Source organism: Ruegeria sp. D4 (genome assembly GCF_056534475.1).
In genome coordinates this window covers 1-13,705 of the sequence record NZ_JBQFPJ010000004.1, presented here as the reverse complement: position 1 = coordinate 13,705, position 13,705 = coordinate 1, and the positions used below count along the sequence as shown (strand labels likewise).

18 protein-coding genes are annotated in these 13,705 nt (G+C 59.2%); 5 read left to right on the top strand and 13 right to left on the bottom strand.

Annotated elements, in window-relative coordinates; genetic code table 11:
* Nucleotides 1–3 precede the first annotated feature (3 nt).
* On the top strand, nucleotides 4–1,104 hold the full coding sequence (locus tag ACR0MI_RS07640) for a cystathionine gamma-lyase (RefSeq protein WP_170816976.1): 1,101 nt from the start codon (nucleotides 4–6) through the stop codon (nucleotides 1,102–1,104).
* Here the strand turns inward: ACR0MI_RS07640 and ACR0MI_RS07635 are convergent, their stop codons facing one another.
* Nucleotides 1,105–1,488 (bottom strand): aromatic acid exporter family protein, encoded by a 384-nt coding sequence (locus tag ACR0MI_RS07635; protein WP_170614149.1) that lies wholly within the window; start codon nucleotides 1,486–1,488, stop codon nucleotides 1,105–1,107. It abuts the gene before it with no gap.
* Between the two features lie 151 nt (nucleotides 1,489–1,639).
* Here ACR0MI_RS07635 and ACR0MI_RS07630 point away from each other — a divergent pair, with 151 nt between their 5' ends.
* Entirely contained in the window at nucleotides 1,640–2,566 is a 927-nt protein-coding gene (locus ACR0MI_RS07630) for a DnaJ C-terminal domain-containing protein (RefSeq protein WP_170619301.1), read from the top strand.
* The gene (locus tag ACR0MI_RS07625; protein ID WP_170614147.1) at nucleotides 2,563–2,907 is read left to right on the top strand and encodes a hypothetical protein; all 345 of its coding nucleotides are present in this window, start codon (nucleotides 2,563–2,565) and stop codon (nucleotides 2,905–2,907) included. Before ACR0MI_RS07630 ends, ACR0MI_RS07625 begins: the two co-directional genes overlap by 4 nt.
* Before the next feature lie 7 nt (nucleotides 2,908–2,914).
* Here the strand turns inward: ACR0MI_RS07625 and ACR0MI_RS07620 are convergent, their stop codons facing one another.
* From ACR0MI_RS07620 to ACR0MI_RS07600, 5 genes are all read right to left on the bottom strand, one after another.
* Complete coding sequence (locus tag ACR0MI_RS07620) at nucleotides 2,915–3,541, bottom strand: cytochrome P460 family protein (protein WP_170614146.1); 627 nt, start codon at nucleotides 3,539–3,541, stop codon at nucleotides 2,915–2,917.
* 234 nt (nucleotides 3,542–3,775) lie between these two features.
* A complete protein-coding gene (gene rlmN / locus ACR0MI_RS07615; protein ID WP_170614145.1) occupies nucleotides 3,776–4,963 on the bottom strand; it encodes a dual-specificity RNA methyltransferase RlmN in 1,188 nt (395 codons plus the stop codon).
* Between the two features lie 79 nt (nucleotides 4,964–5,042).
* A complete protein-coding gene (locus ACR0MI_RS07610) occupies nucleotides 5,043–5,420 on the bottom strand; it encodes a lysozyme inhibitor LprI family protein (protein WP_170614444.1) in 378 nt (125 codons plus the stop codon).
* Between the two features lie 145 nt (nucleotides 5,421–5,565).
* Nucleotides 5,566–5,730: a hypothetical protein gene (locus tag ACR0MI_RS07605; protein WP_170614144.1), complete on the bottom strand. Its 165-nt coding sequence runs from the start codon at nucleotides 5,728–5,730 to the stop codon at nucleotides 5,566–5,568.
* A 171-nt stretch (nucleotides 5,731–5,901) separates the two neighbouring features.
* The gene (locus ACR0MI_RS07600) at nucleotides 5,902–6,435 is read right to left on the bottom strand and encodes an invasion associated locus B family protein (protein WP_170614143.1); all 534 of its coding nucleotides are present in this window, start codon (nucleotides 6,433–6,435) and stop codon (nucleotides 5,902–5,904) included.
* Nucleotides 6,436–6,615: 180 nt separating this feature from the next.
* On the opposite strand from ACR0MI_RS07600, the gene ACR0MI_RS07595 reads away from it, so the two are divergent.
* Nucleotides 6,616–7,614 carry an asparaginase gene (locus ACR0MI_RS07595; protein WP_170614142.1) on the top strand — a complete coding sequence of 333 codons (999 nt, stop codon included), beginning with the start codon at nucleotides 6,616–6,618 and terminating at the stop codon, nucleotides 7,612–7,614.
* 5 nt (nucleotides 7,615–7,619) lie between these two features.
* On the opposite strand, the gene ACR0MI_RS07590 is transcribed toward ACR0MI_RS07595, so the two are convergent.
* The 7 genes from ACR0MI_RS07590 to ACR0MI_RS07560 all read right to left on the bottom strand — a co-directional run bounded on the left by ACR0MI_RS07590 (nucleotide 7,620) and on the right by ACR0MI_RS07560 (nucleotide 13,426).
* On the bottom strand, nucleotides 7,620–7,940 hold the full coding sequence (locus ACR0MI_RS07590; protein ID WP_170619302.1) for a YciI family protein: 321 nt from the start codon (nucleotides 7,938–7,940) through the stop codon (nucleotides 7,620–7,622).
* Between the two features lie 23 nt (nucleotides 7,941–7,963).
* Nucleotides 7,964–8,392, bottom strand: a complete 429-nt coding sequence (locus tag ACR0MI_RS07585) for an SRPBCC family protein (RefSeq protein ID WP_170614140.1) — start codon at nucleotides 8,390–8,392, stop codon at nucleotides 7,964–7,966.
* Nucleotides 8,380–8,709 (bottom strand): ArsR/SmtB family transcription factor, encoded by a 330-nt coding sequence (locus tag ACR0MI_RS07580; protein ID WP_170614139.1) that lies wholly within the window; start codon nucleotides 8,707–8,709, stop codon nucleotides 8,380–8,382. Before ACR0MI_RS07580 ends, ACR0MI_RS07585 begins: the two co-directional genes overlap by 13 nt.
* A gap of 42 nt (nucleotides 8,710–8,751) precedes the next feature.
* Entirely contained in the window at nucleotides 8,752–9,630 is an 879-nt protein-coding gene (serB, locus tag ACR0MI_RS07575; protein ID WP_170614138.1) for a phosphoserine phosphatase SerB, read from the bottom strand.
* 103 nt (nucleotides 9,631–9,733) lie between these two features.
* Nucleotides 9,734–10,471 (bottom strand): metallophosphoesterase, encoded by a 738-nt coding sequence (locus ACR0MI_RS07570; protein WP_170614137.1) that lies wholly within the window; start codon nucleotides 10,469–10,471, stop codon nucleotides 9,734–9,736.
* 118 nt (nucleotides 10,472–10,589) lie between these two features.
* On the bottom strand, nucleotides 10,590–12,185 hold the full coding sequence (gene serA / locus ACR0MI_RS07565) for a phosphoglycerate dehydrogenase (protein ID WP_170614136.1): 1,596 nt from the start codon (nucleotides 12,183–12,185) through the stop codon (nucleotides 10,590–10,592).
* 59 nt (nucleotides 12,186–12,244) lie between these two features.
* Nucleotides 12,245–13,426 carry a phosphoserine transaminase gene (locus ACR0MI_RS07560; RefSeq protein WP_170614135.1) on the bottom strand — a complete coding sequence of 394 codons (1,182 nt, stop codon included), beginning with the start codon at nucleotides 13,424–13,426 and terminating at the stop codon, nucleotides 12,245–12,247.
* Nucleotides 13,427–13,486: 60 nt separating this feature from the next.
* Between ACR0MI_RS07560 and ACR0MI_RS07555 the strand changes: the two genes are divergently transcribed.
* Nucleotides 13,487–13,648, top strand: coding sequence for a hypothetical protein (locus ACR0MI_RS07555; RefSeq protein ID WP_170614122.1), 162 nt, complete (start codon nucleotides 13,487–13,489; stop codon nucleotides 13,646–13,648).
* The last annotated feature ends 57 nt before the right edge of the window (nucleotides 13,649–13,705 follow it).

Genomic DNA, 13,705 nt, shown 5'->3' with positions numbered 1-13,705 from the left:
CGGATGACGGCGCCAAAGACCGGAGAAATGCTTCACCTGCGCGGGAATGCCCTGAAAATGGGCGAGCCGGTGGCGCTGCCGCTGACGCAAAGCAGCATGTTCCACTTGCCGGGCCCGCCGGATGGTCACGCGACCTACGGACGCGTCGACAATCCAACATGGGTACATCTTGAGAACGTGCTGGCACATCTGGAAGACGCGCCCTGCCTCAGCTTTCCGTCCGGCATGGCGGCAATATCAGCGGCGTTGTTTGCGACCGTGCAAGCCGGATCGCGCCTGCTGATCCCATCGGACGGATATTACGTCACGCGCCTGCTGGCGGACAGGTTCCTCTCACGCCTTGGCGTGAAGATCGAGGAACGTCCCACCACCGCCTTTGCCGAAGGCGGCTTTGACGGGTTCGATGTGGTCTTTGTCGAAAGCCCTTCGAACCCCGGACTGGACATGATCAATCTGGCAGCCGTAGCCGGACATGTGCGCACCGCCGGGGGGCTGACCATTGCCGACAATACGACCCTGACACCATTGGGCCAGCGCCCGCTGGATCTGGGCATCGACGTCGTCGTGTCTTCGGACACCAAGGCGATGGGTGGGCATTCCGACATGCTGATGGGCCATGTGGCCAGCCGCGACGCCAAGATCATGGAGCGGGTCGAGGAATGGCGGAAGATCTCCGGCTCGATCCCCGGACCTCATGAGGCATGGCTGTTGCACCGCGGGCTGGAAACGCTGGACGTGCGGTTCGACCGCATGTGCGCGTCGGCACAGGTTCTGGCAGAACGGCTAGCGGCGCACCCGGCCGTGAAAAAAGTCCGTTACCTCGGTCTGCCCGATGATCCGTCATATGCACTGGCACATGCCCAAACAGCGCGGTTCGGCTTTCTGCTGTCTCTGACACTGGACAGCGAGGCCAACGCCGAATCCTTCATCAACGCCTGCCCATTGCTGCGCCCGGCCACCTCGTTCGGAGGCATCCACAGTTCGGCCGAGCGTCGCGCACGGTGGGGCGACGCCGTCGATCCTGCCTTCATCCGCCTGTCGGTCGGATGCGAGCCGGTGGAGGAACTGTGGCAGGCCATCGAGGCAAGCCTGAACGCGCTGTGATTACTTCTTGGGCTCACGCAGTTCTGTGAACACGTAGATCGGCAGCACCACGCTGGCGATCAAAGCCCCCAACCAGACCAGCAAAGTTGCAGCCAGCAGATTGGAGATGCCGCCGACGGTCAGGCCCGTCGTCACCAGATCAGTTACCAAAAGGCCTACAAAGGACACGATCAGCGCAATCCCGCCTTTCAGCGCGGGCGCTTTCTTCTCTCCCAGCTTCAGGATCAGCGGTTCGGCCACGACCTGAACAAGGGTGAATACGATCACCACGACAATGAACGAGATTGGCCGGATCGCGAAACCGGACAACAGAAGTGAGGCGATCAACAACCCGATGGCATTCCCCGCCAGAAGGGCCAGTGCGGATTTAATTCTGCGTGTCATGGGGGCTCCGTCAGAAAACAAGCTGAAATATGCATATGTTATCAGACCTGCGGGAATTTGCGAGCGGTTTCAAAAGCCTCTTCCAATCGGGGCATTGAAATCGCATGATAAAAAACATGCCCAACGATCAGACGTGACCCGCGAGAGTGAGATGAGCGACGATCCATATTCGGTCCTTGGCGTCCAGAAAGACGCAAGCGCCGCTGATATCAAGAAAGCCTACCGGCGCATTGCCAAGGATTGCCACCCGGACCTGAAACCGGGTGACGCCAAAGCCGAGGCAAAGTTCAAAGCTGCCGCAGCAGCCTATGATCTGCTGAAAGACCCCGAAACGCGGGCGCGCTATGACAATGGCGAAATTGATGCATCGGGTCAGGAGAGACCGCAGCAGCAATATTACCGCGACTATGCCGAGGCGGCAGGAAATCCCTATCGTTCAGGTGCGTCTTATGGCGACCCCGAGGATATGTCCGACATCTTTGCCGAGTTCATGCGTGGGCGTGGCGGGCGCGGCCGGCACCGCAGCCATGAATTTCACGCGCCCGGTCACAACCTGAACTATTCGCTTCAGGTCAGCTTTCTGGACGCGGTGTTCGGGGCCAGTCAGAAGTTAACCCTGCCCGATGGTGATCGAATCGAGGTCAAAATCCCCGCTGGCATCACCGATGGTCAGACCATCCGGCTGCGCGGCAAGGGTGCGCCCGGATATGGACAGGGGCCTGCGGGCGATGCGCTTGTCACCATCTCGGTCGCCAAGCATCCGGTCTTTGACCGGCAGGGCGACGACATCCACATCACTCTGCCGATCTCGATCGACGAGGCGATTCTGGGCGGCAAGGTTCCCGCCCCCACCATAGACGGTGGCGTGAACGTCAGCGTCCCGGCGGGGACCAGCAGCGGCAAGACCCTGCGCCTGCGCGGCAAGGGTGTCAAAAAGCGGGGTGCGTCCGAGCGCGGGGATCAGCTGATCGAACTGATCGTGACCCTGCCGGACAAGGTCGATGATGACCTCAGGGCCTTCATGGAAACCTGGCGTGAAACGCATCGCTACGATCCTCGCGAAGGGATACCGTCATGACCCGACACCTGACCGAAGACGAAGTGCTCGCAACTATTGCCCGCCTGACCCCGGACCGGCTGTCCGTTTATCTGGCCGCCGAAATTGTGATCCCCGAACAAACGGAGCAAGGGCTTGTCTACCAAAGCATCGACGTCGCCCGTCTGGAACTGGCCTGCGAACTGCATGATCAATACGAGATGGAGCCCGACGCGCTGTCGATGATGATTTCCCTGATCGACCAGATGCATTGTCTGCGCGCCGAACTGCGCGAGGTTCTGAATGCCGTCGATACCCAGCCCGAACCGGTGCGCCAAACCCTGATCGAGGTCATCGGGTCGGCCCGGTTTGGTCGCAGATAATCTGCGATCAGTTGTTCACAAGGTAGTCTTCCGGCACGAAAAACGTGTAATCCCGATCCGCCACGACCTCGTGGCAGTCGTGACAATAGGAAACAGCTTCTGACCGAGCGCCCATCGTGTCCCCAAAGAGCGATCCGTCCGGCATAACCATGATATAGCGCCAGTCACCGGTTTCAGGGCTGGCGCCTTTGGCCAGCTTTTCCATTACGAACATGGCACCCGGGTGCAGATTGCCGGTATCGGTCACCGTCATGCTGTCTTTGGCCAGAACAGACCCCATCGGCAACTCTTCGCCCTCTTGCAGGGTTCCGTAATTATGCGCCATGCGATTGGCGTAACTGTTCACGTAGCGCTGACCGTGTGTGGCCGAGATATAAGGCGCATCGTTGAACAGCGGCCAGCTTTGATAGTTCCGGATCAAATCCATCTGCGCAGCCGCGTACCCGCGCGCCAGACGCTTTTGCAGGGACTTATAGAACTTGCGCGCATCCTTTTTCGACAAATCCGCCGGGTTCTCGATGGCCAGATGCGCGTCTTCATCACTGGACTGAGCCGCAGAGAAGGACGGCAGGGCCGTTGCCATGATCAGGAAAACGAGGGGTTTCAAAAGCTGAATCTGGTAACGTGCAATCATACTGGATGACCCACCTGAGTTGAAAAAGGCTTGCCTTGTTTCAGCGCACCTGCGTCAGATTCGATAATAACAGGCGCAAAAAAACCTGCCACAACCGGTCCATGGCTTTCACCGCCTTGTGCACACGCGTGAACCCCCCGGGCGCCGACAAGATGAAACATAACAAATCGCGCATATAAAGAACAGGCGCGGGAACATTAATTCTCGCGACCGGCAGGGTTGCAAGGGTCAGGGTCAGGTTCCCAGACCGGCCTCGGCCTCGATCTGCTTACGGGACTTCCGCGCGCGTTCGGTCGCCGATTTCAGCTGCCCACAGGCCGCCATGATGTCCTCACCCCGCGTCTTGCGGATGGGTGAGGCGTATCCGGCCTGATAGATGATGTTGGCAAAGGCCCGAATGCGGTTGTTCGAGCTGCGCTTGTACGGCGCGCCGGGCCATTCGTTGAACGGGATCAGGTTGATCTTTGCCGGAATGTTATGGCGCTTGATGTGGTCGATCAGGCGGTGCGCGTCTTCGTCACTGTCGTTCACGCCATCCAGCATTACGTATTCGAACGTGATCCGTTCCGAGTTCGACGCGTTTGGATAGCTGGCCAGCGCCTGCAGCAACTCTTCGATGTTCCAGCGCTTGTTGATCGGCACCAGCACATCGCGCGTTTCATCCGTGGTCGCGTGGAAAGAGATCGCAAGCAGACACCCGATTTCTTCGGCAGTCCGTGCAATTTCCGGCACCACGCCGGATGTGGACAACGTGATGCGGCGGCGCGACAGGGAAATCCCTTCAGGGTCCATGGCAATCTTCATCGCATCGCGGACGTTGTCGAAGTTATACAGCGGCTCGCCCATGCCCATCAGAACGATGTTTGACAGCAGACGGGTTTCGTCCTTGGGCGCGCCGGGGACGGGCCATTCCTCAAGGTCGTCGCGGGCCATCATAATCTGACCTACAATCTCGGCCGCCGTCAGGTTTCGCACAAGTTTCTGAGTGCCCGTATGACAGAACGAACAGGTCAGCGTGCAGCCGACCTGAGACGAGATGCACAGTGTCCCCCGGTCTTCTTCGGGGATATAGACCACTTCGACCTCATGCCCGCCGGCGATGCGACACAGGTACTTGCGGGTGCCGTCTTCGGACACCTGACGGGTCACAACCTCGGGAACCTCTATGACGAAATGCTCGGCCAGTTGCGCGCGATAGGCTTTGGCCAGATTTGTCATCTCGGCAAAGTCGCGCACGCCCCACTGATAGATCCACTGCCAGATCTGGCCGGTGCGCATCTTGGCCTGCTTTTCCGGCGTCCCGTGTTCGATCAGAACCTCGCGCAAGCGGTCACGGGTCAGACCGACAAGGTTCACCTTCCCCTCGGGCAATTTGCGGGGGATGGTCATGACATCCTGAGTGATCGGCGCTTTGGGCGACATGTGGTTATCTCGAAGAATTCTGGCTTGGGATGCGCCTCTATATAGGATTGCACGCAAAGATCAAAAGGAATCGTGCGACTTAATTTGCCATGCGCAGCAATTCGTCCACGCGCGCCCGACCCAGATCAATGCGGCAGGACGTGATGGCAATCCCGGTTCCAGACCCGCCGCCATACGACGCACCTACGGCGTCACACTGCGTATCGCGATACGTGGTCCAAGCTTTTTGTGCGGCCTCAAGTGCGGGTTGCGCGGCCATGCGGCCTGTAACCTCATCCAACTCTGCTGCTGTCTGCATGGCAAAATCGTAACTGGCCTTCACTGCCATGTTTACGCGTTCTTCCATTTTCCCGACGCAAGACCCGATCTCAACCTGCGAACCCGCGTCAGAGCATTCCAGGCTGGGGTCGGCCAACGCTGCGGATGAGAATAGCAGTGCGATCAAGACGTAACGCATCATCGTTTCCACATGTGAACCCTTACATCAGGTCACAGTAGCACGTGTTTTCCGGCGTCCCAATCGCAGTTCGGTCGCAAAGACCAAGTCGATGCGACCGAAACAAGTACATTTCGCTTTCAGGGTTTCAGATCAGGCGAATACGTCAAACGCCCGGGGGAAGGATATTGCAATCCGCAGCGTCCAGGGTTTGTACGGGATCTTCCGGGCCACATTGTTCACCGGTCACAGGGTATGTTTCGGCGGTCTTTTCACACGCGCTCAGCAACATCGCGGCCATCATCAGCGCGGCAAGTGATTTGTTCAGCATTGGCAGGTTCCTTCTGAATTCCTGAACCGATTAGTTCAGAAAAAGCGGGTAGCCTGCCTTGATGCGGATCAAGTTCAGGATCGAACGTTGCGTCAAGGAAAAGACTGCATTGCGCCTTTTCACGAAAAAGCCCCGCCGGATGACGGGGCCGCATGAACTTGAAATGAGCGCTTAGTTGGTGCAGCGCTTCTCGGCGTCTTCGATCGCTGCGGTGAACCCCAGCAGCGAGAACGTGTCTTTGGTCTGAGTTCCGCGTTCTGAGCGCGCCGTCAGAACTGCTTCGGTGCCGCGCTTCATTGCTGCAACCACCTTAAGGTCTTCGCCTTCAGTTGCTGGCCAGGCCCATTCGCCCTCGGTGATCAGTTCAAACTCGGTCCCGTCGACATTCAGATTGACCGTCGATCCAGGCGCAAAGGGATAGCCGCCGGTAAACGTGACCTGCCCTTTAACCTCGGCATTGGGGCGGAAGAACACAAACAGCAGAATATCGCTGCGGCGCACCGAAACCACTCGGCCACCGCGTGTGTTGACCGTTTCCCTTGGCGCAGAAACGCTCCAGCATTCCGTCGGATCGCTTTCGACAAAAACGCTCCAGTCGGTTTTTGCCGCAACCCTGTTGGTGCTGCTTGCCTGTTGGGCCGTTGCGGTTGTTGCCATCCCGGCCATGCACAAGCCCGCAACTGCGCGGACTAGTCTTGATCCCATTTGTCCAGCCTCCTAGCCCGACCCATACCCCAAACCGATCGGACGCGCCCGCGAACCCTTATGGTCCGTCTCTCGTATGTTGCGCATTCCGATAATTGCCGACATACACACACTAACGCAGGTTTCGCCACAGGCGAAAGGGCGATTGGCAGAAATTTGCGCATAATTTCGGAGGATAACATGACGCAGCCCGTGGCAATGACAGAACTGTGGCGCGGCTCGCTGCTGGAAAGCCTGCATCTGGGCCATGCAGTGATCTGTGACGACAGTGGCCAGATCGTAAAAAGCTGGGGCGATCCGCAGGCGGTTATCTATCCGCGGTCGTCGGCCAAGATGATCCAGGCTCTGCCGCTGCTCACCTCGGGTGCTTCAGCCAGATACGGGTTGAACAGCGAACATCTGGCGTTGGCCTGCGCGTCACATAGCGGTGCCGCGACTCACACTGATCGTGTGTCGACGTGGTTGGATCATCTAGGTCTGGCCGAGCCTGACCTGCGCTGCGGCCCGCAAGAGCCGCAGGACATGGCCGCGCGGGATGGGTTGATCCTGGCCGATGATACGCCCTGCCAGATCCACAACAACTGCTCGGGCAAACATTGCGGGTTCCTTTCGGTGGCGCAGCATATGGGCGCCGGGCCGGAATATCTTGAAATCGATCACCCGGTTCAGCAGGCCTGCCTGGCGGCCTTTGAAGAAACCACAGGTGAAACCAGCCCGACCTATGGAATTGATGGGTGTTCCGCCCCAAATTTCGCGACAACACTTTCGGGTCTGGCGCGGTCGATGGCCTGGTTCGCCTCGGCGGCGGACCGATCTGGCCGGGCCAGCGATGCCGCGCGCCAACTGACCGAAGCCATGCTCGCGCATCCTGAGCTGGTTGCCGGGGAAACCCGGGCCTGTACCGAACTGATGCGCGCCATGAATGGTCGCGCTGCAATCAAAACCGGGGCCGAGGCGGTGTTTGTCGCCATCATCCCCGAGAAACGAATGGGCGTTGCGCTGAAAATCACTGATGGCACAACCCGCGCCAGTGAGTGCGCTATCGCTGCTATTCTGGTCAGCCTCGGTGTGCTGGAGGCCGATCACCCGGCCACCCGCAAGTTCATGAACGCCATTCAATACAGCCGCCGTGGGCTGGAATGCGGCGTGATCAGACCTGCACCGGGGTTTCCCGGCTAAGCCCGCTACATCTCGATCTCATGCACCTCGGCCACTTCGACCGAGCCCGAGCCATTGACGACCATTGGACAGCCTTTGGCCATTTCGGTCGCGGCATCGATGCTGTCGGCCCGAACGACGGTGAACCCCGAGGCGGGGTTGGCGCCGCCATTATCGGCAACGCCATTGTTGCTGACCGTATAGGACTGACCCACCGGGTTGCCGGGGATATCCAGCGAATCGCCCATGCCCTGAAACCAGGCACCCCATGCGGCCATGGTCGCCTCAATCTCGGCGGGGTCGGTTGGGGTTGTCCCCCCGTGATAGACAAACAAATATTGGGGCATATCGCTCCTCCCTTTTTGAAAACCTACGTGCACTGGGCCTGCAATTTGCGCAGGGACGAAGTCCAGCCCATCTCGTGATTGGCCGCTGCCTCGGCATCCGCGAGCTCGCGGTGATCCACGGTCAGTCGCGCCCCGGTTTGCGTCGCTGCAACGGAAAAGGTCACGTGGCTTTCCGCTCCGCGCTTGTCCTGATCGTCATGCCAGGCCCAGGTGAAGCCAACCGACTTCGGCGGATCAACATGGGTCACGTGACCGGACACCTTGAACTGTTTGCCCTCATCGTTCTGCATGACCGAGAACCATGGTCCGGTTCGTGAAAAGTCCAGATCATGCTCGGGCACGTGTACGCCTTCCGGCCCCCACCATCGCAACAGCTTTGCGCCGTCGCTGATCCAGGCAAACAGGGTTTCGGGGCTGACGGGAAATTCCCGTTCGAGTTTCAGGTCGGCCATGAATTCTCCTGTTCAAGTATGTCGCCCAAACGGTCGAGGCTGGCCTCCCAGAACTGCCGCTTGGAAATGGTCCATTCCGCAATCGCGCGCAGGCCATCGGGCTGGATTGAGTAAATCCGTTGAGTGCCGTTCACCCGTTGCCGCACCAGTCCGGCTTCCCGCAGAACCTTGAGATGACGAGAGATCGCGGCACCGGACATGCCCCGGCCTTCAATCAGATCACCGGCGGGCAGCTCACCTTTCTCCATCAGTTGTTCAACGATCGAAAAGCGGGTGGCGTCGGACAGGGCAGAAAAAGCGGTCAGAAGCGTGTTCATGACCAATAATTAACACATGTGTTAAATAAAGGGAAGCCTCGATCAGATCGTGACGAATTCCGCGCGGGTATAGCCCTGCAGGTAAAGCAGCGCCGTCAGATCACCATGGTTGACGCGAACCTCGCACTGCTCAGCGACCGACGGTTTGGCGTGCAGCGCGACGCCGGTTCCGGCGCGGCTCAGCATGCCCAGATCGTTGGCCCCGTCGCCCACCGCAATAACATCGGCCTCGGCCAGGCCCAGGCGGCTGGTGACCTGCTCCAGGGCTTCAATCTTGGCCTGACGCCCCAGGATGGGGTGCTGGACTTTTCCGGTCAGCTTGCCGTTTTCGAACAGCAGCGTATTGGCCCGGTTTTCGTCAAAGCCCAACAGCTCAGAGACCCGTGCGGTGAAGGCGGTGAACCCGCCAGAGACCAGCGCTGCATAACCGCCATTTGTCCGCATCGTGCCCAACAAGGTCTTACCACCGGGCATCAGCGTAATGCGCTCATCCAGAACTTTCTCGATGACGCCGACATCAAGACCTTTCAGAAGGTCGACCCGTTCCGTCAGCGCGCCTTCGAAATCCAGTTCGCCGTTCATGGCCCGAGCCGTGATATCCTTGACCCGTTCGCCGACACCCGCCTCATCCGCCAGTTCGTCAATGCACTCCTGCTGGATCATGGTGCTGTCCATGTCCGCCAGCAGCATCCTTTTGCGCCGTCCTTCCGCCGGCTGCACGATCAGATCAACCCCCATCTGCTGCAAATCCGCCCAGACGTCCCAGCGATTTCCGGGCATCTCTGACAGCGGGAATTCCGCCGCCTCATCCGGGCTGAGCCACAGAATATCGCCACCGCCCCAGGCATTTCGCAACGACTCGACCAAAGCCAGGTCCAGCGTCCGTGTCTCGGGGCTGGTCAGCAGAGTGGCAATGTACATATTCGATCTCCTGCAAGCTCACCTGCGAAGAATCGCGGGTACAGTATTTTGGCCAGAGGCCGTTGCGAAAACACGCCCCGCTGGGTCAGGTCGTGCCCGCCCGTCACCCGACAGGTGCCTTAAGTTCCACGCGTCCCTGATCCGTCAGCAACCAGCATCTTCGACCTTCGAACACCGCGACACTCACGCTTTTTCCATAGCCCGCGCCGCTGTCCAGATTGACCCGGTTTCCGTAATGGGTCGCCCTGTCTACCGGTGTGTGGCCATGCACAATCAGCTTTGAATACGCCTTCTTGTGCGCATGAAAGGCCTGTCTGATCCAGACCAGATCGTTTTCGTTCTGATCGCTCAGCGACACGCCGGGGCGGACGCCGGCATGCACGAAAGCAACCTGTTGGGTCTGGTACATGGCAAGAAGACCACGCAGGAAATTCACATGCGACTTCGGAACCGCCGCACGGGCCATTGCGTGCAGGTCTTCAAGCCGGATGCGATCCTCGAACTCCACTCCGTAGCTGCGCAAGGTCTCGATACCGCCAAGGCGCTCGTGCAGCCAGTGGTACCCGACCAGCAGATGGGGGTCGTGGCGGGGAACATCCTCCATGAACCAGGCAAACATGCGATCGTGATTGCCCAGCAGCGTGATCCAGTCCCGGCCTTCACCGCGGCCCGCAATGAGCCTTTCGATCACACCCCGACTGTCCCGGCCGCGATCGACATAGTCCCCCAGAAACACGATGCGCGCATCCGGCCCGCCATCGCGCTCGACCAGTTGCATCGCCCGTTCAAACTCGGCCACTTGCCCATGCAGATCGCCGACTGCGTAAACTGGCATTGTCATTGGTATCCTCCGGTGACGACCACAGGGAACGTTCTGGCGCAATTGACGACTTTCATAAAGCCGATACCCGCAAGGATGCACCTGCGGGTATCCGAGCGTCTCAGATTCTCAACAGGCTTCAGGCCACATCAAATTCCAGCGGCTTGATCTGCGTGAACAATCCGGTCTCCGCCAGTTTGGCCCGTGCCTCGGCCGGGACGGGTTCGTCAACATAGAGCAAGGCGATCGCCTCGCCGCCAGCTTCGGACCGGCCGAGCGTAAAGTTCGCGATGTTCACACCATGCTCTCCCATGGTCTGTCCTAGCGTACCGATGATGCCCGGAACGTCCTCGTTGGTGGTATAGAGCATGTGCGACCCGATCTCGGCATCGATATTGATGCCCTTGATCTGGATAAATCGCGGCTTGCCGTCGCTGAACACGGTTCCGCCGATCGAGCGTTCGCGCTTTTCCGTGACGACAGTCACCTTGATATACCCGTCAAAAGCACCCGATTTGTCCTGATTGGTGGTCGAGATCTTGATACCACGCTCTTTGGCAACCACAGGTGCCGACACCATGTTCACCTCAGGGTTGAACTTCTTCATGATCCCAGCGATCACCGAACAGTTCAGCGCCGCCAGGTTCATTTCCGCCGCGACACCATCGTAAAGGATGTTGATCGCTTTGATCGGTTCATCCGTCATCTGGCCAATGAAGCTGCCCAAATGACCCGCCAGCTTGATCCACGGTCCCATGATCTTGGCCTCTTCGGCGGTGACGCTGGGCATGTTCAGCGCGTTCTCGACCGCACCTGTCAGCAGGTAGTTCGAGATCTGCTCGGCCACCTGAAGCGCGACGTTTTCCTGAGCCTCTGTCGTCGCCGCCCCAAGGTGCGGTGTGCAGACCACGTTGGGCAGGTTGAACAATGGATTGTCTTTCGCAGGCTCGGCACTGAACACATCGAACGCGGCCCCGGCGACGTGACCCGACTGCAGCATTTCGGCCAGCGCCTCTTCGTCGACCAGACCACCTCGGGCACAGTTGATGATGCGTACCCCCTTCTTGGTCTTGGCCAGATTCTCGCGGCTCAGGATATTGCGTGTCTGGTCGGTCAGCGGCACGTGCAGAGTAATGAAATCCGCGCGGGCCAGCAGCTGATCCAGGTCGACCTTTTCGACTCCTATCGCGTCGGCTTTTTCCTCGCTCAGATAGGGGTCATAAGCGATGACCTTCATTTTCAACCCATGCGCGCGCTCGCAGACGATGCCGCCGATATTGCCCGCACCGATTACGCCCAGGGTCTTGTTGGTCAGCTCGATCCCCATGAACTTGGACTTTTCCCACTTGCCCGCATGGGTCGAGGTGCTGGCCTCGGGAATTTGCCGTGCCACGGCGAACATCATCGCAATCGCATGTTCTGCGGTGGTGATCATGTTGCCGAAAGGCGTGTTCATCACGATCACGCCCTTTTTCGAGGCCGCTTCCTTGTCGATATTGTCGGTCCCGATCCCGGCGCGGCCGATGACTTTCAGCTTGTCCGCCTTCTCCAGAATTGTCGGTGTGACCTTGGTGGCCGACCGGATGGCAAGACCGTCATATTGGCCAATCACCTCGGCCAGTTTGTCTTTGTCCTTGCCCAGGTCAGGCATGAAATCCACGTCGATGCCGCGATCACGGAAGATCTGCACGGCGGTTTCGCTGAGTTTGTCAGAGACGAGTACTTTGGGAGCCATATTCTCTGGTCCTTGAATTGTATTGGATGTCCGGGCCGGATATGGCCCGGTGAATAAGATCAGGCGGCTTCAGATTGCGCCACGATTTCAGCCTCGAAGGCCCACGCCAGCCAAGGCAGCATCGCCTCGATATCCGAGGTTTCAACCGTGCCGCCGCACCAGATGCGCAGGCCCGCAGGCGCGTCGCGATAGGCCCCGATGTCCAGCGCGATATTCTCGGCTTCAAGCCGCTTGGCCACGGCCTTGGCGAAACCCGCTCCGTCCTGAATGCGCGCGTCGGTGAACTTCAGACAGACCGAAGTATTCGACTGCGTCGCCGCATCCTCGGCCAGATTGGCAATCCAGTCATTCTGTTTGCAGAACGCGTGCACCGCACCGGCATTGGCATCCGCACGGGCCATCAGCCCCTGCAACCCGCCGACCGAGCGCGCCCAGTCCAGCGCGAACAGGTAATCCTCGACCGCCAGCATCGACGGCGTGTTGATCGTGGCGCCGGTAAAGATGCCCTCGATCAGCTTGCCACCCTTGGTCAGGCGGAAAATCTTGGGCAGAGGCCAGGCCGGCGTGTAGTTTTCCAGCCGCTCCACAGCGCGAGGGCTCAGGATCAGCATACCGTGCGCCGCCTCACCGCCCAGCACTTTCTGCCAGCTGAAGGTGGTCACATCCAGCTTGTCCCACGGCAGGTCCATCGCGAAAGCTGCCGAAGTCGCGTCGCAGATCGTCAGGCCCTGACGGTCATCAGCAATCCAGTCGCCATTCGGAACCCGCACACCCGAAGTCGTGCCGTTCCAAGTGAACACCACATCATTGGCAAAATCGGCCGTCGCCAGATCAACAATCTGACCGTAATCCGCAGTCTTGACCTCGGCGTCGATCTTCAGCTGCTTGACCACATCGGTCACCCAACCCGCGCCAAAGCTCTCCCACGCCAGCATCTCGACCTTGCGTTCGCCCAGCAGCGACCAGAGCGCCATCTCAACCGCGCCGGTGTCCGAAGCGGGAACAATGCCGATCTTGTAGTCGGCCGGAATACCCAGAATTTCGCGCGTGCCTTCAATGGCCGCCTTGAGCTTGTCCTTGCCGACAGCGGCCCGGTGCGACCGACCGAGTGCGGCATCGGCCAGCTTGTTCAGTTCGAATGTAGGGGGTTTGGCGCAGGGGCCCGAAGAAAAACGCGGGTTCGCCGGCCGCAGTTCGGGTTTGCGCACGGCGTCGCGCGGCGCCGGTTGTTCGATAGTCATCTGTATTACCCTTCCAGATACACGCCCCTCGTTGGGGAGGGGTGTCCCACGGACAGAGGTATGGTCAGTTTGCACCCGCAGCAAGCAGAAAAGACGCTTCATTGGGTGAAAACGACATCTGAAAATGGCACAAATTGGAACGCAGGTTTCCGATTGGCGAAAAACCCCGCCATTTTGCTGGCGGGGTATTATCTTTCACTCAGCGGCTTCTTCGTATTCTGACATTGGAGGGCATGTGCAGATGAGGTTTCTGTCGCCGTATGCGTTGTCGACGCGGTT